This window comes from Streptococcus ovuberis (assembly GCF_012396585.1).
In the GTDB taxonomy this organism is placed as follows: domain Bacteria; phylum Bacillota; class Bacilli; order Lactobacillales; family Streptococcaceae; genus Streptococcus; species Streptococcus ovuberis.
In genome coordinates this window covers 154,993-177,753 of record NZ_JAAXPR010000002.1, presented here as the reverse complement: position 1 = coordinate 177,753, position 22,761 = coordinate 154,993, and the positions used below count along the sequence as shown (strand labels likewise).

The following is a 22,761-nucleotide window of genomic DNA, read 5'->3' as shown; positions in this document are numbered from 1 at the left end:
CCTTTCAAGTATTCGCCTAGTTGTTGTAGATTGATGTTCTAAAGTCATCGGTCTGACGTAAGTAGGCATTAAAGATTTTCGCCTTCAATTCTTTCACGCGAGAATCACGCGCATAACTGTTATTATTCTGTGCTGATTTAACAGCTTCGTCTGTCCCCAGGAAGCGTTGAAGATCTTCATTCACTGCCTCTTGCATCAAAGTCTTCCATTGCTCACTAGAAGAAATAACAACCATTCTCCCTTTGTAGTTGATGGTAATTGGTTTCAGATTTGCAAGCTGCTCTGCTCGGCGTTGGAACATTGCTTTTTTAAAGGCCTTCCAATCTTGGTATTCTCCCTTAAAGACTTGTTCAAGCACTAGGGTGTCGGTTACCCGACCAACGGTATGAGGGCTCGGCCATGTTTCCGTACCAAGAGAGCCACGTTCCTTGGCTAATGACGAATACTGGTCAGAAATATAAGGAAGGAGGCCATCTTGATAGCCTTTTTCAGCTAACAACTCAAAAGCCATGCGGCGGAACATGATATCACCAGGTGCGCCGTTTGGATTATCCAAAGCTGAATAGATTGGCGAGAACATCGGAATATCATAATAACCATTTCGGTTATAGTCCCGTTGATTATCAGCATTTAAACTAAACTGGCGGTGACTAATCACATCATGATCTACTAAATCTTCTACTGTAGTCAGGTTCATCTTAGCCCATTCCTCATCGGTAAACTTCCTGATCCTATTGCCTGCATGGGTGTCCACTTGTAGAACAGTATCTGTCACATAGTAATTTTCAATTTTATTAAAGAAGCGGCGTTGTTCTTCCTTCGGACGACTTAAAATCGCATCTGCTTCTAGTTTATCCAAAGTGTAAAGGACATCAAAGGCTCCTCTAAAGTACGTTTGAAGGTCAGTACTCGTTTGGAAGCGCTCTGGAGTTAGAGCTTGGTAACGGTTTTCTGCGGTTTCTGCAGCTGTCTCCCTATAATCAAAAACGCTATTAATTCCAAAGTTTTCAGTATTAGGATGATAAGGTGCCTGTAGGAGCCCTTGGGCAAACAGTTCCGCGCGTTGACCGAAGCGACGCCCATAACCTCCAAAATAAATGAGACCATCTGAATTATGCACCATCTCATGCGTATAAATAGAAGCATCATCTAGCATCTTAGAATACATAAACTGCGTGTAGGACCCTACTGCCATAGCGCCTGCTCCTTTATTGGCATAGTGAGAACCTTGCGAACCTTCCAGTGGTCCAAAGAAATCCTGAATAGCTGCATTGGTCAAATCACCTGTCATATTGAGCCACTTGTCCTTATTGAGACCTTCACGGTTAATCTGGTAACCGTCCCAATTTGGAACCGCCTTAATATTACGCTCCTTAACCGTATCTAAGGACATCCTGTACCAAAAGTCAAAATGATCTCTGAAGCGACTATTAGCCTGATCAACTTTGGCTTTAATTTTAGCAACCTCTTCTGCATATTGACTCGGATTTGTCTCTTTGAGGGTCATATCCACGTAGCGGTCATACATCCCAAAGTTAATCGTAGACATATTGGAAATATAGAAGATACCTTCACGAGCGGATAAAAGTGGTAAGATATAGTGGCGCGCCTGAGTATCGTTGAGCAACTTATGGTAGGCACGCACGTCAACATCTGGCCGAACTAAGGATTGCCCTTCAACAATATAAGCTTTGGATGCCGTCTTGAACCAAGTATTTTCATCCATAGTTGTAAAGAGTTTCCGATAGAAGCTAAGGTAATCAAATAGATTTTCCTGCCCAGTATGAGCTTCTGTGCTTGTCTTGTAGGTTGCTAAATGATTGATCATACGCAATTGATCATAATCTTTACCGATACTAATCAACCAATCCAAGGTACTTGTTGCTTTGCCAAAGATATCTTGATGGTATAAAATGAGTTCCTTGGCATTAACCTGACCGAAGTCAATATTAAACCAACGGTTAACATAGGCTAAGCCCATCAATAAAGCTTCTTTGTTCGTCACTATATAATCAGCCAAATCCGTACGATCTGTCGCAATAACATTTGACGTTGATAAGACAGCATTCAAAACACTCGGAAGGTTCTCCTTAATCGCCTCGAAGGATTCTTTAAGGTAAAGTTTATCCATCATTTCCGTAGCATTTCCAGTCCGCCCAAGTGCTGTCAAAAGCTCTGAAGAATGGTATTCAACAGACTTCAAGGTTGGTAAGATTTGACTCACAAGATGAGGATAGTGAGTTAGGATCTGCTCTGGTGTATAAAGCATATCCAGTCCATCTAGCTGGTACTCAGCAATTCCAGTATCCTTAAAATTCTCCAGATACGTCACCGCATATTCGGCCTTGCTGCCATCTGCAAAGTAAACCATAATTTTGTTGATGGCAGATTTTTCGCTCGCATAATCCGAAACGAATCTTTTATCCGCCATCGGGACGACTGATACAACTGTTTTAGTCGCTAGAGCATGGTCCTCAGGTAAGCGATTGGCTTCCTTGACGATAAATTCCTTGTTATAGAACGGTAAAAGCTTTTCGGTATTAGTATACTTCAGCTGATTGTTGACCTGATAGCCAACCACCTTACTATAGTCTACATCATACTGGTTCAGGTCTTTTCGATCTGTATCGGCTGTCGACACAGTAATCCCCATGGCGTCAATCTGAGTCTGAGCTTCTGCTCTTGTCTTTGTCGGAACACCTTCAGATTGCGTCGAGCTGGTTCCAGCGATTTGAACAACGGTTTCATCAAGGGCTAGTGGAGAGCCAGATTTAGCCAAGAGTTCCTTACCATTGGTCACTTGAACACTACTTACCGCATTTCGGATTCGAGTGTTGGCGGTTGTCGATCCGACCAAGCCTGCCACATTGGCTGTGGCTGATCCTACATTTTGAATCTTACCTTGAGCAACAACATTGCGAATATTTCCTTCTGCCAAAGCAGGAGTCACCTCAGCAGCACCTGAGATAGCACCTATGTGGAAGCTTCCAGGGTTTTGCGTCGCATTGACAGAGATATTAGCCTCTACCTTGGCCTTGTCAATGGTGCTCTCTCCACGAAGGTAACCCACTAAACCACCTGAAATATTGACTTGCCAATTAGTTGTTGTCGTGATATTGCCTTCAAAAGAAATATTTTCAAAAGCAGTGTTCCAAGCTAGGTAAACCAGTCCGCCTACCAATCGTTCCCCAGTGATATTGCCTTGAACCGCAACGTTAGTCACACGTCCCTTGCTTGGTCTAGCATCGGCCTGCTTAGCTAGAGCTCCTACTTCCGTAACATTCGGCTGATTAATGGCGACATTTTTCAAATCCAGATCACTAACCGTGAAAGCGCCATTTAGCTTGTTAAACAGCGGAGCCTTTAAACCAGAAATACTATGATTAGCCCCTAACAACTTCCCAGAGAAAACTTCTGGGATATAGCTGGTCGCTCCAGCAGGAAGGGCAAAATCGCTAGCCTCTAAATCTTCTGCAAGCTCAAAAGTTCCTGCCGGATTCGCTCGCATAGCCGTCACTAAGTCGTCAAAAGTGGTGTATTTCCCATTAGCAGACGGTACAAATTTTGGCACATAGAAATGGTAATCCTCTTGATTATCCGTTCCTTCGCCGCTGTACTCAATCAATTGTGGGGCAGTTGCTGTTAATTTATAAACCGTGTTTCCATCCACATTTGCCTCTTCAGAAGACTTGACCGACAGGTAAATATCCCGCTGCTGGCTGTTCATCACCTTGGCATAATATTTCGCATGGTCTGTCGGCTTAGCTGTCAATCGGTCTAATTTTCGGTAAGAGCCGTCAGCCTGCTTCTCATAGAGTTCAACGCGATCAACATGCTTGATCTCAACCTTTTTATAGTCCAATTCAAATGGAACATCCTCTAAGACCTGTGTCTGATCCCCATTCCCAACATTATAGGTCATCGTCGTTTTAAGCGTATAAGGAATATGCCAATCTAAGCCTGCTACATCAAAATCGTCAAAGCTAGCCAAGCTTTGGGATTTCACCAACTGATCTCCATTATAGATGTCAACCATAGCACTGATGTAAGCTTGACTCGGATCCTTTAAATCATAATTGAGCGTGATTTTCTTCTCCTCATCATGTTCTATCAACTGACTGAGCACTAGAGTCGGCTTGGTCTTCTCCTCTTGGATGATATCTACACGAACTGGCACTTCGTCCATTGACGCATCCGTATAGGTCACAAGAACTGTCCCTGGTATATTCTGTGCTATTTGAGCAGTACTTGGTTTCTCCCCTTCCTTCCAAGTATAGCTCGCAACATTTGAGAGGCCTGGTAAAAGACTAGCTTTGGGATCCACGTCTGCGTTAACTAGAACCGTTTGCTTAACTGCAACAGGAGTCTGCTGGTCTGCTTCCGTCAGATTTTTTGACCCACGTTCAATAATGCGATCCTTAGCTTCTTTGGTTATTTCAGAACTTTCGCTGACAGCTTCTCCGTCAATTTCACCCTTAACTGTCTGATACGTTTGGGTAATGGTCCGGAGGCCTTCTTGACCTTCTTGAATCACTCGGTCTGGTGTTGAACTTAATCTGGTCGGATCATATTGGACGGTTTCCTTGAAAGGAATCGGTTCTGTGATTTGGCGAGTCGTTGTACCTTCTATCGGCTTAATTCCAAGAGTGACCACCTTATCCACCGCTGGGCGGGTAACCGTTTCATTGGAGTAAAGGAGCTCATCTGTTTCTTGCCCCTTAATCGTTTTAAACACTTCTGTGATCGTCTTCTCGCCGGCTTGTCCACCTGTTTCTTGACGGTAGTCTGTGTACTGGTCTAACTCTTCAACCGTCTTGGTGTCAAAGGCAATCGCTTCAACCCGTGTCTTGGTCACTTCCCCCTCAAGAGGCTTGGTCCCAACCTTGACAACAGTGGAGATCGGCTCCTTAGTGACCACTTCTGAAACGGTCGGATTTGGCTGACGAACACCATCAAGCGTCTCGTAAATCTTGGTGATTTCCTTCTCACCGTCTACACCTTGTAAGGTATCGGTCTCTCCGACCCAAAGGCTTGCATCATCTTCTGTCACCTCTGGAGATGCAATAATAACTCTTTCAACCTCAACCTCTTGCCCAGCAACGGGGACGACTGCTTTTTTAGTCCCTCTTGCTACGATCCGTGGCACAGCTTCTCTGATTGTTATTTGAGAAATAAGCTCTCCATCCCTTACAGTCTTCTCAACCAAACCAGGAACCCCTGCTTGGAGTTCTCTTACCTGACCTTCTGGCAAGGTCTCATCCTCTTGGTAACGCGTTTCAAAAGGGATTTCGTCTTGAGTTGTCTGAGCTGGAACTTCGGTAGGCTTGGTGCCACGTTTGACAATCTTGACCACCGGTTCCTGAACTATCTGACTGGAGATTAATTGACCATCTAGTGTCACCAATTCCCGAACCCCTGGAAGCCCTTCTTGGACAATCACTTCTTCTCCTAATGGCAAGGTCTCGTCTGCAATCACTTCTATTTCGTAAGGGACTTCCTCTGTTGTCCGACTCTCAATTGGTTTAGCTAACTCATCTGGTGTCTCTGGAACGGCCGGCTCTGTCTGGACTAGACTGCCCTTCTTGATAAGACGGTTGACTGGCGCTTGTAGCAAACGACTGCCGACCAGCTGTCCATCCATATAGGTATTCTCACGCAGACCTGGAGCCCCCTCTTGAAGAATGACTTCCTCACCTAACGGCAAGGTCTCATCCATAAGCATTTCTGTTTCAAAGGCAACCGCTTCTGTGACGACTGATGTGACTGGTTTCGGCGATTCAGGAAGTGGAGACTCCTCTACTGGTTCACTCTTAGTCCCACGCGCAACAATCTGGGCCACAGGCTCAACTAAGATTTCCTGAGAAAGCAGAGTATCCCCTCGGTACTGAAGCCGTTGTTGACCCAATTGGCCAGCCCGAAGAACCACTTCCTGGCCAAGTTCAAGCGTCGGATCTTCTTGGTAAATCGTCTCAAAAGCTAGTTCTTGGACAACTGCTGTAATAGCAGGCGTACTTTCTTCCACGATCGAAACAGGCGACTCGTTAGTCGTTACGACCTCAACTGGTGCATCAATCGGATTGACAGCCTGTTGATCCTCGACTTTTTCTCGGTCATCTTTTGCACTGTCTTGAGGCAGAGAGTTTGATTCCTGCTCTTTTTCCGGTAACAAGTAACCGACAAATTCATGATTTGGGATATCAATCACTGTCTCTGGAAGCTCATCACCTAGACGCAAAGCATACGATTGATCATAAACAGATAGGTGACTCTCCCTTGGCAACGCCGAGACCGAAACAGCTCCTCCCAAACTCAAGAGAGTCATGCTGACCACAATACGCTTTTTCTTCCCCTTCAAGGCAACAAGCCCTAAAACCAGTAAACCAGCTCCCAAAGTTCCCAAAGCAAAATCTGTTTCTTGGCCCGTCTGTGGCAGCTGTGTTACAGGACGGTAAACCATGTAGTATGTCTCATAATCACCCAAGTCATGCTCAGGCAATTGTGAAACAATCCTCTCCTTTTCCTCAGCAGTCAATTCCGCTTCCAAGACATAACGGTAATTGACCGGCTGACTCACTGCAATTTGAGCACTCTCTTGTGCAGCGACTACTGGTGCCATAACCCCTAAACCAGCTAATCCTACAACAGTTGACGCCACAGCTACTTTTAATTTCCTAATAGCAAAGCGCAGTTGCTTCTGTCTCCAATTCATCTTTACATACTCCTAAATAATGATACCTGTGCCATTTTACCATAAAGGCATTATCCCTCAAAGTTTTTTGAATCACAAACTTTTTCCTTTTCACAAAAGACTAAATCTGGTAAACTTTCCAACGAAGACGACAGATTCAAAGGATAACAAGGCTGATATTGAGCTAGAAAATACGATGGTTTTACCCTTCTCAAGTCCAATATTTTTTGATTTTTAAAGGTCTCCTCACTTTCTATCCATGCCAAATCCATGAAGAAACTTGGGTTTTCAGAGAGCAAGATTTTAGAAAAATGTATGGCACAATGCCAATGATGAGGCAAATTTCCGACCAAGATCCAGTTATTTGGGTGATCTTTTCAAAAAAATGTCTGTAACTCGAAAATGCTTGCATGCAGGTACTTCATGCTTACATCATGACTTTTTGTCATTCTTTCATTGTCTTTTTCCCTCCAATAGGATATGATAGAATAAATTATTCTACTTTATAGAAAAGAGCCCTATGCCTAACCTTTTAGATTATCTTGAAACTAGCCAGCACGATAGTTTTTACGATCAACCGATTAATCGCTTGGATATCCTCGCCTTGACCGAATTGTCCTACTTGCCGTTTGATCATTTAGTCGCCTATCCCTTTAATCTAGAGCAGGCCTGTCGTCTAGATGAACTCGCTCGTGCCTTCAAAGAACGGTTCACAGAAGGCTATCCTCCACTTTCGTTGGTGACCAAAGAACGCCTCAAGCTCCTGGAAAGAATAAGTTCCAGCAAGCGATTCAAGCACATCAAGGCTTTTGGCTATATCAATGATTATAATGTTGAGCTCCAAAAACAATTTGCTGCAATCTGCTACCAGTTCCTCCCCCAGAAGTTTCTGACGGTTTTCCGAGGAACTGACGATACTCTGATTGGCTGGAAAGAGGACTTTTACATGTCTTTTATGCCTGAGATTCCTGCCCAACGTTCCGCTAGCCGATATCTCCAAAAATTGATAAAAACCCTTCCAGGGGAATATACGATTGCCGGTCACTCTAAGGGCGGAAATCTAGCTGTCTATGCTTCTAGCAAGCAAGAACACTTTCTTCAAGAACAGATAACTGCTGTGTATAGTTTTGACGCTCCAGGTCTCCATGAAAGCACGCTAGTATCTCCCGGATTTAACGCTATTCAAGATAAACTTTGCACCATTATTCCTCAAGGCTCTATTGTAGGACTCATGCTCGAACCTCCAAAAGAGGCTCAGATTGTTAAGAGTAACGCTATCGGCTTTCAGCAACATATTTGCTTCACTTGGGAAATTATTGGTAATGATTTCAAAATGGTTGATCAACTCACCGATGATAGCCTTCAGCTAGATCAAGCGCTTAAAAATTGGACCTCCAGCTTAACTTCTGAAGAACTCAGACAATTTTTCGACCTCTTTTTCGACACCTTTATCGAAGCAGGAATCTACCGTTTTAGTGATATTACAGTAAACACCTTAGATAAATTGCAAAAAATAAATAGCCTTCACAAAAAGCGTACCCCTACCGAACGCCAACTGATGGACCGAATCGTCCGCTTACTCATCGAGACCCGGTTCCAGATTTGGAAAGATAACCAATTACAATCAACTGTCCAACGCAAAGAAGAGTTCTTACATTTTCTAGAAAACCTCAGCTTAAAAAATCCCAAATCTGACTAATCAGACTTGGGATTTTTCTATGCAGTTCTTAGTTGTTAAAACTCTCTGTCAACCGAGGAACAACCTGCTTCTTACGTGACACAGCTCCTGGTAGAAAAGCATGATGATTTTCTAGCTTAAAGTTAAAGGCAGCTTCAACCTTGTCCATATTAGCTCCAAGAGCAAGGATTTCTGAGTTTGACTGAACAATATCCGTAATCATCAGCACAAAGTCAGAATAATTTTCAGTTCCCATCGCCTCTACCATAGCGGCCTCAATCTCTTCTTGACGCTCCAACACTTCTGCAATATCAACAGTATTGACCTGAGCCACGCGGACTGGATTACCATTGAGTTCAAATGTTTTAGCATCAATATCAATCAATTCTTCTGCTGATTTGCTAGCGAGATTGGTTCCCGCCTTCAAGAGAGCAAGGCCATATTCTTCTAAGTTGACGCCAGCAATTTCAGCCAATTCCTTAGCTACTTGAGGATCTGAAGCATGAGTGGTTGGCGATTTGAGCAAGAGGGTATCTGAAATCAACCCTGACAACAGAAGGCCTGCCACTTCACGAGGCAAATCCACCCCTGCCTCCTTGGAAGCACGGTAGACTATTGAACTAGCTGAGCCAACAGGTTCCAAACGCATGTAAAGAGGATTAGCTGTCTCAAAATTAGCCACTCGATGGTGGTCAACAACTGCAAGTACTTCTAAATCACGAATATCTGCAATGGACTGTTGAAACTCATTGTGGTCAGTCAAGATAACTTGATTAACTCCTTCTACAGTAGCATTCTCAACCACACGAGGAGCCTCGACTCCAAAATAATGCAAAGCAAAAGCGGTCTCTTCATTAGGCTCTCCTAAAAGAACAGCTTCAGCATCACGTCCCCAAGCAGTCCGCTCCAAATAAGCCCAGCCATAAGCAGAAGCGGTCGCATCCGTATCTGGATTCTGGTGTCCAAAAACTAAAATCTTTGACATGTCATCAAACCTCTTTTTCAAATATAAGTACCTTCATTTTACCATATTTTCTATGACTTGTGAATGTCAAATTGGAATCTAACCACGCCGTACGCATGAAAAACAACGTTTCAATAAATGCTTGAGAACCTGTATTCACAATAGGGATATTAAGTTAATTAGGCTAGTTTTTTGCCAACTGAGGACAATTTTTGCGGGAATAATAGCCGTATTACCAGAACATCTGATAGTGAGTCAGCTAAAATTAGCCCAATCTAGTCAGTGTTTCTATTGTGAATACAGCTTCTGAAATACAAAAATTTATTCTGAAAAGTTTGGGATTAAAGTACACTAGTTACCGAAAGCAATTTTTTAGGCACTATTGTATAGAACAGTAGACAACTATTTTTGCGTAAACTTTCTCGAATTGCCTAAAAACTAGGGGTTGATGGTTTCAAAACTTTTTCAACAATTGATTTCCTTCATGTGCTTGTCGTAGGAAGTCAAGGGGAGCCCCCTAAAACTATAAGCTTTCTGCTTAAAAGGCGTTCAAATAACCGAAAAGGCAGATAAAACAACCTATAAATAGATTGTTTCATGCCACATCTCATCACCACATAATGCAGTTATTACATATCTCCTATGACTAAACTATTTGCCCCTCCTATTTTATCGAAAGAAAAATCGCTATCTCAGCGCGTTATCCCTCGCTCTACTAATTCTCAAACATTGAAAAAAGATTTCTGAACCCCAAAATTTCCTGAGATTATCCTAGGTAGTTCAGATTAACTTTCAAGCGCTCTGTTTTAACCCTTCAGCCCCATTCGCTTCTTTAATTCCTTGACTTTACGGCGCGACACCAGGCAGTCCAAACCATTTGCAAAATAAAGGACATTGTTAACGGGATCTATTTCTTGAACCTTGATCGGATTGACTAAAAAAGCTTTGTGAGCCCTAAATAAACGGGGTTCTTTTTGCTCAATACTCTTGATGCTATCATAAAATTCCAACCGTTGCTTATCTGTGATGAGAACTAACTTATGAGGAATCTCCGTCGTTTCTATCAGGCAAATATCCTCAAAAGGGACGCGCACATGCCGTGTCTGTGTCTTTATTTCAAAGATATCTTCTTGAAGAAAAGCTTGACGTTTCATAATGGCCTGAACATAGTTAGCAATGTCTTTTGTCAATTCCTGGGTCTCTAGCTCTTTGTTCACAAAGCCTAGGGCAGACACTTGGTAAAAATAAGTGATCGCCGCAAATTCTGTATGAGTCGTCACAAAAATAATAATCGCCTCATCATCCTTTTCTCGAATCTGATGCGCCACCTCGAGCCCCTTCTTCTCCTGGCCCTTCAGTTCAATGTCCAAAAAATAAATCTGGTTTTTTCCAAAAGTTGTCATACTACTTAACAATTCCTCTGGTTTCCCTGTCACCAATTTAATATCCAGCTGAACACCAAATTGACGAGCAATTTCCTGCAACACTCCTTGCAAACGATTCTGATGATAAAGCTCATCTTCTAAAATATAAATATCCATTGCTCAATCCCCTATGTAAACAATCTGCGTAAAAAAAAGATCTGTCACCTCTGTTTCAATCGCGACTTTGCAATAGCGCTTGATAATTTGACTAACGGTAAACAGCCCCTCTCCTCTGCCCTTCCCCTTACTAGAATAGCCTTGCTTAAAAATCTGACTCACTGGAATAAGACTTGACTTGATGCTGTTTTTGATATGAATAATATAGCGTGTTCCCTGCCTGATAATAGCAAAAAAGACTTCTGGCTTCAGTGTTTCTTTAGCAGCCTCAATGGCATTGTCAACTAGAATAGATAGCACTCTTACAAAATCCAACAATTCCATCTGAAGCCCTGTCACTTCATCCTTAATTTCTAAATGAATCGTCACCCCCTCTTGGCGAGCCTGATTAAATTTATGATAGAGCAAACTCTTAAGAGCTGGACTTTCCAGACGGGACAAATCATCAATATTTTCCCCTTCCGACAAGCTAATATCAGCGGAGACGAGAATATTTTGATATAAATACCTCACATTCTCAATATCTCCTGTCTGAATACTGTCCCTCAAGGTGATCAACATATTTTTATAATCATGCTTAAAACCACGAACGGTCTGATAAAGGGTCTGAATCTCATTCGTATATAATTGCAAGCGCCGATACTGCTCCTCCTTCTCCCGCTGAAAAATCTCCTCCTGATAAGCTACAATTTTATTATTAAGCAGAATTAAGACACTGACAATCATGAAAAGATAGGCAAAAATCAGATATTTAGAATACTGAGAGACCGTGCCAAAATCAAAATACATTTCTAGGTAATGAACACCCAACAAAACTGAAACAGCAACTAGTAATGTCTTATTCAGCGGCTTAATAATCTTTAAACTTACAAACGGATCATCATCTTTTAAAGGGGTTGTATCTAACTTTATAATGTGAAAAATTAGACGATGCAAAAGGATAATCATTGAAAATGCAATTAACCAAAATGTTGTTATGTTTCGGTTAAACAGAGACTTATTTATGAATTCTTGAAATGCTAAATCAAAAAAGTTAAAAAAAGTAAATACAAAATAGAAAGTATATACAGCGTAGAAAAGTGATTTTTCCTTATCCTTATTTTTTAGGATCTTACGATCCAAAGTATATAATTCCACTGGTAGTAATAACAGAGACAATGCACCTCCCAAGAACAAACCTCTTAGAAGTTCCATAACTATAAATCTGATAATAATTTTTACATTCATCTTTTCACTCTTAATCCGTGAAAAAACATACATATAACTGAGATATTGAACTAGCAAAGCAATAGCTCCAATGATATTTCCGTAATTCATAATTAATACTTCTCCTTAAGGTTTTCGACCACCAAAGATAGGAAATAGTTTTCCCCAATCAAACATATCATCTCCTCCTTTCTTTTGAAAGAAGCGAATATTCTGAATGAAATAACTATACCATTTTTTGCTATTTAATTCAATATTTTTTCGCTTCTTATGGGATAATTTTACCTTTTTACCAAAAATTCCGGACACATATTTCATAAATGGTCATTTTTTCATCATAAACGGTTCTTTCCCCTTTAACAGCTATTCCTTAACACTCTGAAAAACTTAACCCTGATTCTCCTTGTTTCATTCCCCGCAGACAAAAAACCCCAGCTAGTTATCCATAGAACTCTAGCTGAGGATTTCTGATGTATCATAATAGGTTACAACGAACTAGGCAAATCTTGCTTCCACCCTATAAATAGGCTGACCTTTTTGAGAAAACTTTTCCTCATACTCTGTCATAACATTCCCTTCAAGATTTGCTGCATGTAAGTCCAGCCAGATACCTAATAAGGTCATCCCATACTGGGAAAAACTGACCAGACTATATTCAAAGAGGCCTCTGTTATCCGTCTTGAAATGAATCTCTCCTTGAGCAGGCAAAATCTGCTGATAGGTCTCCAAAAAAGACTTGTAGGTCAGACGTCTCTTTGCATGTTTTTTCTTGGGCCAAGGATCTGAAAAATTCAGATAAAGGCGATCAATTTCGGCATCCGCAAAATAGTTAGTCAAGCTAGAACCGTCCACTCGGAGCAGCTTGACATTTGGCAAGTCTTGCTCTAATACCCGATCCAGAGCATAACTTAGAACAGAGAGCTGAATATCAATCCCGATGTAGTTGATATCTGGATTGGCTGCTGCCATTCCTGTAATAAAACGCCCTTTGCCTGATCCTACTTCGATATGAATCGGGTTGTCATTGCCAAAGACCTGATGCCACTTGCCCTTGTACGCTTCAGGATCCAAAATCACATATTGAGGATTCTCCGCCAATAGGGCTTCTGCTCCCTTTCGTTTTCTAACTCTCATACTGCCCTCTTAATTCACGGAATCGACGAAGCGCATAGACTTCTTTGTTTACATTCTCAATATTATGGGTCTCAAAGCACTTGTTGATTTGATAAAGATAGGACAGTTGCCCGTACCATTCCACCTTGCTTAGGACCAATGCATTGTATTTATAACCATAACTTGTCAACCATTCCTTCCACTCTGAGCGAGGAATATAGTGGCTGAGGATATGGGCTACATCAAACATCCGATCTGTCAATCGGACCGTATCCCAATCTGTCAAGTAAACCATGCCTGATTTGGTCTCCAGCCAATTGGTATGATGGATGTCACCGTGTACAATCGTGGCATGTTCTTCATTAAATCGCGGCTGATCTTGTAAAAGTTCTTTAGCAATAGACTGCAGATAAGTATTTTCCCTCACCTGCAAAACAGATTCGGACTGCCAATAGCGAACCAGATCCGCTGGGGTCTCGTTTGTATGGCCTAGCTTGGTCAGCTGGTTAGCCAAGAGTTTAGACCGGTGAAGGCGCGTTAAAATGCTGATTATCTGCTTGCTCCCCATGTCCTGCTTGTCGAGGGTACGTCCGTCCAACCACTCTTGAGCACTCATAATCGAACCGGTCAATGTCCGCTTGCTCCATAAAAGCTTGGGAGCAATCTGCTCCTTAGCCAGAGCCGCTAAAATGGGCGTTGTATTCATCTTGATAAAGGCTTCGGTCCCATCAGGGTAAGTCCCCTTATAAGCTTGACCACTAAAGCCTGGAATAGGGGCCAAACTTAATCCATCATCTGTGTATTGCATGTTGCTCTCCTTAGAAATTCTCTACTATTTTACTAGTTTTAAGCGCCTTAGTCAATCAATTTCTCTATTTTATAAGGAAGATAACACACATTTAATACGATTTGTACCCCTATCAAGACAAGTAAGTAAACCCTGTCTTGGAAGAAAACAGCTGCCAAAGCAACTTGAATCGTTAATAAGAAGAAAAAGAAGCCGTTTAAAAAGAGTCTTAAGCTCCTTTTCTTCTCGCCACGTGTCACCGGAAAAAGACTGGTCATGTATTGATAGTCGTAATGGTTGTAGAGAGCCATGAGTTGAAAAAGAAGGAGGTAGTTAAACAAAATGGCTAGCACTGTCGCAACTAAGTCTTGACCAATAAGACTAAGACTGAAAAAACTGAGCAAGGCCAAACGAAGGCTCAGCCTTAAGTAATCACCCGATCTTAAAAAGGCTCGCGCAAAGAGATAAAGCCAAGTCCCTTGCTGAAAAAGAGTGAGGACAGGATCCAGAAAAGCTCTACGTCTAACGCTTTGAGAAATTCCCTTGACCTGTGTAAAAAGGGAAAAAAACTTGAGAACAGCTTGTTTTTGATGGCGATCATGGTTAATCGCTGCATCCCAAGAGACGCGTTGCTGACTGGTTAAAGCTACCAGTTTTCGGCGAAAATAGGCTACATTAATGACAATGGACAGGAGCACCAAAATCACGTAGGACACTAGAGAAAGTTGAGCAGCCAAGGCCAGGGGATAAAGAAAAACAGCCGTTACTAACTGGATGATCGTCCAAATAAGGAAACCTTTTCGATGAGCCCTTTCTATTTCTCGAGCAACATGGGCTTCCTTGCCTAAGAGAAACTGCTGATCCGGCCTCTCTAAATAAGCCGTAAAATCCCCCATAAAGCTAGCTCCCAATAACAAAACAATAACCACCATTCGTAAGACAAAAGTATCCTGAGGAGGGTGTTTAATCAATTGGCTGTATTGGACCATGACAAATCCCATACCAAGCAGCATAAATAGGATAAAGTGATCGTTCAAGACATATTTTAGGTACCTGGCGCATTGCTTATGAAACAGTTGGCGCCGTTTCAAAAATAAAGCTTTCATTCAGTCTCCTCCGTCAACCGTAGGTAGATGGCATTCAGATCAGCTTCTGGCATATCGAAAGCTTCTTGGAGATCCTCTAAACGCCCCTGAGCCTTGATTTCACCATGGTGAAGAATGATGAAGCGGTCGCACATTTTCTCTGCAGAATCCAGCACATGAGTGGACATCAAGATGGAGGTGCCTTTGGCCTTTTCTGCAACCAAAAGGTCTTTCAGGTCTTTTATAGCCAATGGATCCAGCCCCAAAAAGGGCTCATCCACAATCAAGAGACTCGGCTCAACAATCAAGGCACAGATGATCATAACCTTCTGTTTCATCCCTTTGGAAAAATTGACCGGAAACCAATCGAGACGCTGGTCTAGACGGAATAACTTCAAGAGGACTTCTGCCCTTTCCAAGGCCTTTTCAATGGGTATGTCATAAGCCAAAGCGACTACTTCCAAATGCTCTTTTAAGGTCAACTCTTCATAAAGGCTCGGCGTTTCAGGAATAAAGCCTATTTTTTTTCGATAATTCTCAGCATCCTGCTTTAGACTTAGGCCATCAATGGTAATCTCCCCCTTATAAGGCGTTAACAGGCCAATAATTTCATTGATTGTGGTAGACTTTCCTGCACCATTTAACCCAATGAGCCCCACCAACTCACCATCGGCAATCTCAAAGGAAATATTTCTAAGAACTGGGATATTGGCATAACCTCCCGTTACATTTTGGATGTTTAACATTCATTTCTCCGATTTTTTTGATATAATTTATTATAACAGATTCAAGAAAAGAGGTAAAACCATGACTGACTGTATTTTCTGTAAAATTGTCTCTGGCCAAATCCCATCCTCCAAAGTTTACGAAGATGATCAGGTCCTTGCCTTTCTGGACATTACCCAAGTAACCCCTGGCCATACTTTGGTTATTCCTAAAACGCATGTCGCAGATGTCTTTGACATGGACAGCGATACCGCAGGTTTGGTCTTTGCCCGCATTCCCAAAATTGCTCGCCAACTCAAGGAAAAACTGGGGGCCAAGGGATTAAATATCATCAACAATAACGGAGAAGCAGCTGGGCAAACAGTTTTCCATAGCCACATCCACCTCCTACCACGTTTAGATAAGGAAGATGGACTGGCGATTCAGTTTGAGACTCATGAACCCGATTTTACCCAACTCGCTCAACTCGCTCAAGAACTCTATTTGGAGGCATAACCTATGAAACTTAGAAGATTACTCTGGACAGGTACAGCTGCCTACCTTACTTATCAAGCTATTAAGCATCGTAAAACAATCAAACGTGAAGCACTTGAAACCAAGGAGTTAACCCAAGAAGCCAGTGGCCACCTCAAGGATATCCAATCACAGTTAGCCTTTATCCAAAGCCAGATTCCAAAAGTGACTGAGATGGCTAAAGACCTCAGTTATAAAGCTCAAGTCTTTCAAGGCGAAGTGGAAGCTCGAACCGAGCAAATGCCACTGTTGCAAAGAGATGCCCCCTCCAATCAAGTTGAGGTTGAACTGTAAACCAAAGGCATACCTGAATCTAGACAGGTATGCCTTTTACCATTCGTTTGGCATCAGAGAGTTTATTGGGCTGTTGCTCCCTCAGGGATCGTTTCTGTCCCAACTGGCTCCACAGCAGGTATTGCTTCTGTTACGGGTGAGAATTCCTGCACAGGTTCTAACTGAGGTTGAACCTGGGGTAGGTTTTGCGTCTCTCCACCCCAGACCTCAGTGCTACTGTATCCTGTCTCTTCCAGACTAGAACCATAGACCTCTTCGTAGAGAACCGCTGTCGTTTTCAGCTCTTTTCGAGCAGACTTTCCAAGTGATGTCTGTAAGGCATTTTGCATGTGAAGTAGGTGCTCAGAAGTTGCCACCTGATAGCTCACCTCACCGATCGTTGCATCTTCACCTGCCAATTGATAGGTTTGTATCTTTTTTAGAGCATCCCGATAGCCTAACCATTTAGGAATCGTTTCTCTGGTCAGCGCAATGTTTGTCCTAACATTCTTTGAAACAGCTTTTAAAATCGCCTTATACTTGCTAATGCTATTCATGCTCAGGAGCTTTTTGATAATCAACTGAATTACTTCGCGCTGGCGCTTCTGCCGGCCATAGTCTCCCTCAGGATCCTGATACCGCATGCGAGCATAGACCAGAGCTTGCTCACCGTTAACGGTCTGTTTGCCTGGTTCGATGGTTTGGGTGTACTCAGGCTCCTGTTCCTCAATGGAGATGGTAAATCCCAAGGTATTATTCACCGTAATTCCACCAACAGCATCTACTAGGTCAATCATCCCTTGCATATTGATCATAACATAACGGTCAATCGAAATGTTCATCATGTCCTCAACCGTTGCAATAGCCATTTCTGGACCGCCCATAGCATAAGCCGCATTTAATTTCGCTTCTGTGTCTGTCGGTTCACCTTCTTCGTCCGATAGTTTGACCAATATATCACGTTCTAGACTCATCATAGAGGTCGTCTTGGTTAGGGGATTCACTGTCACCAATAGCATGGAATCACTGTTCCCGACCCAATCATCTTCCCGCGATCCTGTTCCTGTATCTACCCCCATAAACAAGATAGTGAAAGGATCTGTCGCTTCAATAACGGAAAGTTCTTCTCCCTCATGGATAGGACGAAACGTTTTCCCTAACTCATCGGCTGTCGCTCCATACAAGGTGAAAAAATAGGCTCCTCCTGCCATCAGTGTTGTTGCTAAGATAGCGGCCAGCATGGCTGCTATTTTTTTTCCAATTGTCATTCGCCTTCTTCATCTATCAGTTTCCCCATCAGGTAAACGTCAAGAAACTCTCCATTCTCTGTCTTAGCACCTCTTTTTTGAGTGCCTTCAATCTCAAATCCAAATTGTTCATAAAGGGCAATCGCGCGTTGATTACAGACTTGAACTGTCAATTCCAAGCGTCTAATAATACCAGAATGAACCGCCCAGTCCACAGCCTCTTCCATCAGAATATGCCCGATGCCTTTTCCCCAGTAACTCTTTCGTACAGCGATAAAGACATCACCGATATGTTCTATGCGAAGTTGTCTACCGGCCCTGATATTAAGCATACCGATGACTTCTTCGTCCACAAGAGCGAGCAAGCACAGCTGGTTAATAAGCTTCAAACTGTCTTCTAAAGACTTAGCTAACGCAGTTTCTGTCCCTTTATAGCCATTGTCATCCATGATTAAATAGTCAGACTCTCGCCCGACATGATTAAAGAAGGCAATGATGCTTGCGGCATCTGCTTGACTAGCTTCTCTGAAAACAACTTCCTTCTTAAGCAATAGTTAAATCCTCCATTAGCTGCTTGGCCCTAGCCCCTTTAGCTTCTAAGGTCAGCTGTCTTCCCTCACCTGAGACAGCCAATTTAACCTCCAGATAGTCTTTTGGCAAAGACGACTCCAGCAGCCTGCCCCACTCTATCACCGTGACGCCTTCTCCAAAAAGAAATTCATCCAGATCAATCGAATCTGGATCATCACCAATCCGATAAACGTCAAGATGATAGAGAGGCAAATGTCCCTCATATTCACGAACGATGGTATAGGTTGGACTTTTAATCATTTGAGCAATCCCTAGGCCTTGGGCAATCCCCTTGGTCACAGTTGTCTTGCCAGTCCCTAAATCACCGGTTAGAACAATGACATCCTGGGCTTTCAACAATTCTCCTAACCGTTTTCCAAAAGCCACTAAGGCCGTCTCATTTTCGATATGCATGCTAGCATTATACCAAAAAGGACAGTCTCCTGTCCCCCACTAAGCTAACTGTTACCAAATTGTAACACAGTCAAAATCGGAATTTTGCATACCTAAATAGGCTGATACGACTGGGGTTAAATGCCCGCGATAGATTCCTCTAAAAGGCCAAGCGGTAGCTGACCATGCCAATGACTAATAGCAGATAGGTTATCCAAGCTAGATGGCGTTTATGAGACTCGAAGATAGTTTCTTCACCCTTAATCCGTAGAAAAATGGCACACAAAGCACCCCCAACAGCGCCACCCAGATGTCCAGCATGGCTGATCCCTGACGACATCCAGCCCAGCAATACATTCATGGCCAAGAGCATCAAGTAATTTTGTCCTAGCATGCGCAGGTAGGGATTCCTTGCCACATAGCGGAGCACCGCCATTGATGCCAAAAGACCAAAGATAGCTGTCGACGCACCCGCCGCCACAACTGTCGGTGTTAAAAAGAGAACAAACACATTCCCCATAATCCCTGACAACAGGTAAAATAAGGCAAATTTTAAGGAACCAAACAGCAATTCTAATTGATGACCCAAAAAGTAAATGGAGAGACTGTTTAAAAAAACATGCTCCCAGCCAATGTGGACAAAAATAGCTGTAACAAGCCGCCACAAGTTGCCAGGATTTTGCCGAATAGCCACTCCTAGCATGCCACCAAAGTCATAGACTGCTTGAGCGCTGGTCGCTTGGCTGAAACGCAGTATTTGCATGGCTAGAAAAACAAGCCAAGTGATCAACAAGATGCCACTTGTCACTGGGTAACGCTTATCAAATACGGTTTTTAACATCAACAATAACCTCCTTTACCGGCCAATCATGATGCTCCGGTACAAATTCCTGATACTGAAAATCATAACAAAGACTAACTGTTTCGCCTTGATAATTTGCCAGATAACGGTCATAAAAACCACCGCCAAAACCAATTCGATAGCCTTGGTGATTCCAAATGAGACCTGGTACCACTATCAAGTCAATCGCTTCTTTGAGCACTACTTCCTGATTGGTCGGCTCTAGCACCCCAAATGAAGAGCGTTCGAGATGGCCTGCTTGATAGGGTACGAAGACCATCTGTCCCCCCTTCAAAGTCTTTGGAACCAAGATTTGCTTGCCGTCTGCCCTCGCTGCCTTAATCAAGGAGGCCGTATTTACCTCAAAAGCTAAGGACAAGTATAGCGCCACTGTCGTGCTCTTTTGGTAACTAGAACTCGCCATTAAGCGCCTAATCAAGGCTTGGTCGCGTTCTTCTTTGACCAGCGGATCTTGGCCTTTTAACTGAGCCAATACTCTTTGGCGTAAAGCTGATTTAGACACTACTTGCTCCATTCAAACGGCTAGCTAGGAAATTGCCGACCTTTTCTACGGCAAATGGCAGAGCAGCTTCATCAGGCGACAGTTTAGGATTGTGGAGAGGATAGGGAGTGTCCACTCCCAGCCAAAACATAACTCCTGGTATCTTACTCAACAAGAACCCAAAATCCTCGCCTGTCATAGCCGGAAGGCAATCCAACATAGTCACCTCCGGATCATTTTCATAGAAAGCCATAAACTGGCCTGCCAACTCAGGATTATTTTCAACAGGCAGGTAACCGGCTTCAATCAAATCAATCGACACCGCCACACCAAAACTCGCTGCAATACCTTCTGCGACCGCTTTAACACGCTTCTGGACCAGCTGCCCCATCTCACGGGTCAAACTCCGAATAGTGCCATGCAAATGTGCCGTCTCTGCAATCACATTATTGGTGGTTCCAGCATGAAAACTGCCAAATGTCACAACAGCTCCTTCAATAGGGTCTACATTTCGGCTGACAATGGACTGCACCTGGGTGACAAAATAGCTAGCCGCGACAAGAGCATCATTGGCTGTGTGAGGGAAGGCCGCATGGCCGCCCTTGCCAGTGAAGGTAATCTTGACTTCACAGGTCCCTGCAAAAAGCGTACTTGTATTGGTCGCTAACGCTCCTACCTTGAGATCTGGACGGACATGCAGGGCGTAGAATTCATCTGGCTTACAATCCTCTAAGACCCCAGCTTCGTACATGAGCTTGCCACCCGCTAAATTTTCCTCAGCGGGTTGGAAAAGGATGAGGAAGTTGTTCTTGGGTTGCTGCTCTGCTATTTTTTCCAAAAGCCCTAGCGCGATGGTCATGTGAAAATCATGGCCACAGGCGTGCATCCGCCCCTCATGCTGGCTGGCAAAATCAAGCCCCGTCTCTTCAACGATGGGCAGGCCGTCAATATCAGTCCGCCAAGCTATGGTTTTTTCGGCAGCATAACCTGTCAAGGTCACTACGATACCCGTCCGCCATGTTTTGATGGACGCAAAGGAACAAGTGCTCAAAAGGCCCTCCAATTGTTGCAAAAGATAGGCCTGGGTCTTATATTCTTCCAGACCAATTTCAGGAATCTGATGGAGCTCTCGACGAATCGCAATTAAATTAAGTGTCATATCTATCCTCTATTAAAAGAGACCGACAAGCGGTCTTTCAGATTACAAATTACGCAAGGCTTCTTCCAAGGCTGTTTTTTGTTGGGTTTGAGCATCTATTTCCTTGATGATACGGGCCGGAACACCAGCAACAACCACGTTCTCAGGCACATCTTGAGTCACAATGGCACCGGCTGCGACAACTGACCCATTCCCGATTTGAACGCCTTCGATAACAACAGCATTAGCCCCAACCAAGACATTATCGCCCACGCGGACTGGCTCAGCAGAAGCAGGCTCGATAACACCGGCTAAGACAGCTCCTGCTCCGATATGACTGTTCTTGCCGACTGTCGCACGGCCACCCAGGATTGCACCCATATCAATCATGGTTCCTGCACCGATTTCTGCACCGATGTTGATGACAGCTCCCATCATGATAACAGCATTGTCACCGATAGCTACCTGGTCACGGATGATGGCACCTGGTTCAATACGGGCATTGATATTCTTTTTATCCAGCAATGGCACAGCTGAGTTGCGAGCATCATTCTCGATGACATAGTCCTTATTTTCCGTCAGTCCTGTGAGCAAAGGCGCCACATCCTTCCAGTCACCGAAAAGGACATTCCCTAACTTGGTCACAGATTCTGGAACTGGAGTAGCCAACTCCCCCTCAAAGGTGACCTTGACAGCTGTTTTCTTGACAGCATTTCCGATAAAAGCGATGATTTCTTGGGCAGACATTTTTGTAGCAGTCATAAGATTCTCCCTGATAAATAGATTATTATGCCTTATCACTTAGAAGAAGGTTCAATGATGGTCCTAAACCAAGCTCCTGCTGATTTAACCTATGATCCCCTTTTAAAGATTGATACAAGCGTCTCCACTATTATAGCAAACATTCAGACTATTTGACAGAAAAAAGACCCCCGAAAGCGAGGTTCCTCGGCTTAGTTTACAGGAGTAACGACCAAACGCGCTTCGTCTGTTGGTTTTTCAAAATCATAAGAGTTTGAGAAGTCTGTTGAAATAATCTCTCCTTCTTCCAATTGGATTGCCACATCAGAGTTGGAACCATTAAGCGTCTGACTTCTTCTGTCCTTCGTAGCCATGTTGATTATTTCAATGCGCCATTCCACATACTCTTTATCCAGAGAAACGTTACTACTTGAGTTCTAGGAGATAGTTGTTTCTCCGGGCGCTTGCCTGACTGCTGGGGTTAAGTAGCTCTGCTATTATCTTCAGGGATAGTTTGAATTAATAAAGTATCTAGCAGTCGCATCAAAGCTTCATCATCATAAAGTCGAAAGCCAATATCGAGGGTATAATAAGTCTTGTGCGTTTTCCACACAGCTCTAAAACTTTTACATCAATTCTTTCTAATTGCAGCCCCTCCTGTTAAGCGACAACTTCAAAAAAGAGTTTAGCTCCCCTACCTTTCAAAGTGTGCTATTTTCATAAGGGGTATTAGAGTAAAGACGGTCATAGCAGTT

General features: G+C 43.2%; 19 protein-coding genes. 3 read left to right on the top strand and 16 right to left on the bottom strand.

What is annotated here, in order from left to right; translation table 11 throughout:
• Positions 1-16: 16 nt before the first annotated feature.
• Entirely contained in the window at positions 17-6,709 is a 6,693-nt protein-coding gene (locus tag HF992_RS01970) for a ZmpA/ZmpB/ZmpC family metallo-endopeptidase (protein ID WP_168548384.1), read from the bottom strand.
• A 499-nt stretch (positions 6,710-7,208) separates the two neighbouring features.
• On the opposite strand from HF992_RS01970, the gene HF992_RS01965 reads away from it, so the two are divergent.
• Positions 7,209-8,387, top strand: coding sequence for a DUF2974 domain-containing protein (locus tag HF992_RS01965; RefSeq protein WP_168548383.1), 1,179 nt, complete (start codon positions 7,209-7,211; stop codon positions 8,385-8,387).
• A 28-nt stretch (positions 8,388-8,415) separates the two neighbouring features.
• Here HF992_RS01965 and HF992_RS01960 read toward each other — a convergent pair whose 3' ends face one another.
• From HF992_RS01960 to HF992_RS01930, 7 genes are all read right to left on the bottom strand, one after another.
• The gene (locus tag HF992_RS01960) at positions 8,416-9,351 is read right to left on the bottom strand and encodes a manganese-dependent inorganic pyrophosphatase (protein ID WP_168548382.1); all 936 of its coding nucleotides are present in this window, start codon (positions 9,349-9,351) and stop codon (positions 8,416-8,418) included.
• Between the two features lie 785 nt (positions 9,352-10,136).
• On the bottom strand, positions 10,137-10,871 hold the full coding sequence (locus HF992_RS01955) for a LytR/AlgR family response regulator transcription factor (RefSeq protein WP_168548381.1): 735 nt from the start codon (positions 10,869-10,871) through the stop codon (positions 10,137-10,139).
• Between the two features lie 3 nt (positions 10,872-10,874).
• Positions 10,875-11,660, bottom strand: coding sequence for a sensor histidine kinase (locus HF992_RS01950; RefSeq protein ID WP_168548380.1), 786 nt, complete (start codon positions 11,658-11,660; stop codon positions 10,875-10,877).
• Positions 11,661-12,572: 912 nt separating this feature from the next.
• On the bottom strand, positions 12,573-13,211 hold the full coding sequence (trmB, locus tag HF992_RS01945; RefSeq protein ID WP_168548379.1) for a tRNA (guanosine(46)-N7)-methyltransferase TrmB: 639 nt from the start codon (positions 13,209-13,211) through the stop codon (positions 12,573-12,575).
• A complete protein-coding gene (gene ccrZ, locus HF992_RS01940; protein WP_168548378.1) occupies positions 13,201-13,998 on the bottom strand; it encodes a cell cycle regulator CcrZ in 798 nt (265 codons plus the stop codon). The genes trmB and ccrZ overlap by 11 nt, the downstream gene beginning before the upstream one ends.
• A 47-nt stretch (positions 13,999-14,045) precedes the next feature.
• Positions 14,046-15,083, bottom strand: a complete 1,038-nt coding sequence (locus HF992_RS01935) for an ABC transporter permease (RefSeq protein ID WP_168548377.1) — start codon at positions 15,081-15,083, stop codon at positions 14,046-14,048.
• Entirely contained in the window at positions 15,080-15,808 is a 729-nt protein-coding gene (locus tag HF992_RS01930; protein WP_168548376.1) for an ABC transporter ATP-binding protein, read from the bottom strand. The genes HF992_RS01935 and HF992_RS01930 overlap by 4 nt, the downstream gene beginning before the upstream one ends.
• A gap of 61 nt (positions 15,809-15,869) precedes the next feature.
• Between HF992_RS01930 and HF992_RS01925 the strand changes: the two genes are divergently transcribed.
• Both HF992_RS01925 and HF992_RS01920 read left to right on the top strand, forming a co-directional pair.
• Positions 15,870-16,283 carry an HIT family protein gene (locus tag HF992_RS01925; protein WP_168548375.1) on the top strand — a complete coding sequence of 138 codons (414 nt, stop codon included), beginning with the start codon at positions 15,870-15,872 and terminating at the stop codon, positions 16,281-16,283.
• A 3-nt stretch (positions 16,284-16,286) separates the two neighbouring features.
• Complete coding sequence (locus HF992_RS01920) at positions 16,287-16,595, top strand: hypothetical protein (protein ID WP_168548374.1); 309 nt, start codon at positions 16,287-16,289, stop codon at positions 16,593-16,595.
• 62 nt (positions 16,596-16,657) lie between these two features.
• On the opposite strand, the gene lytR is transcribed toward HF992_RS01920, so the two are convergent.
• The 8 genes from lytR to HF992_RS01880 all read right to left on the bottom strand — a co-directional run bounded on the left by lytR (position 16,658) and on the right by HF992_RS01880 (position 22,380).
• Complete coding sequence (gene lytR, locus HF992_RS01915) at positions 16,658-17,836, bottom strand: glycopolymer--peptidoglycan transferase LytR (protein ID WP_425505584.1); 1,179 nt, start codon at positions 17,834-17,836, stop codon at positions 16,658-16,660.
• A gap of 2 nt (positions 17,837-17,838) precedes the next feature.
• On the bottom strand, positions 17,839-18,372 hold the full coding sequence (locus HF992_RS01910) for a GNAT family N-acetyltransferase (RefSeq protein ID WP_168548372.1): 534 nt from the start codon (positions 18,370-18,372) through the stop codon (positions 17,839-17,841).
• Positions 18,365-18,805 (bottom strand): tRNA (adenosine(37)-N6)-threonylcarbamoyltransferase complex ATPase subunit type 1 TsaE, encoded by a 441-nt coding sequence (gene tsaE, locus HF992_RS01905; protein ID WP_168548371.1) that lies wholly within the window; start codon positions 18,803-18,805, stop codon positions 18,365-18,367. Before tsaE ends, HF992_RS01910 begins: the two co-directional genes overlap by 8 nt.
• 139 nt (positions 18,806-18,944) lie before the next feature.
• The gene (locus tag HF992_RS01900) at positions 18,945-19,625 is read right to left on the bottom strand and encodes a rhomboid family intramembrane serine protease (RefSeq protein ID WP_168548370.1); all 681 of its coding nucleotides are present in this window, start codon (positions 19,623-19,625) and stop codon (positions 18,945-18,947) included.
• On the bottom strand, positions 19,606-20,148 hold the full coding sequence (locus HF992_RS01895) for a 5-formyltetrahydrofolate cyclo-ligase (RefSeq protein ID WP_343032937.1): 543 nt from the start codon (positions 20,146-20,148) through the stop codon (positions 19,606-19,608). The genes HF992_RS01900 and HF992_RS01895 overlap by 20 nt, the downstream gene beginning before the upstream one ends.
• Positions 20,141-21,286 carry an N-acetyldiaminopimelate deacetylase gene (locus HF992_RS01890; protein ID WP_168548368.1) on the bottom strand — a complete coding sequence of 382 codons (1,146 nt, stop codon included), beginning with the start codon at positions 21,284-21,286 and terminating at the stop codon, positions 20,141-20,143. Before HF992_RS01890 ends, HF992_RS01895 begins: the two co-directional genes overlap by 8 nt.
• A gap of 42 nt (positions 21,287-21,328) precedes the next feature.
• Positions 21,329-22,027 (bottom strand): 2,3,4,5-tetrahydropyridine-2,6-dicarboxylate N-acetyltransferase, encoded by a 699-nt coding sequence (dapD, locus tag HF992_RS01885; RefSeq protein ID WP_168548367.1) that lies wholly within the window; start codon positions 22,025-22,027, stop codon positions 21,329-21,331.
• Positions 22,028-22,218: 191 nt separating this feature from the next.
• Entirely contained in the window at positions 22,219-22,380 is a 162-nt protein-coding gene (locus HF992_RS01880) for a hypothetical protein (RefSeq protein ID WP_168548366.1), read from the bottom strand.
• Positions 22,381-22,761 lie beyond the last annotated feature (381 nt).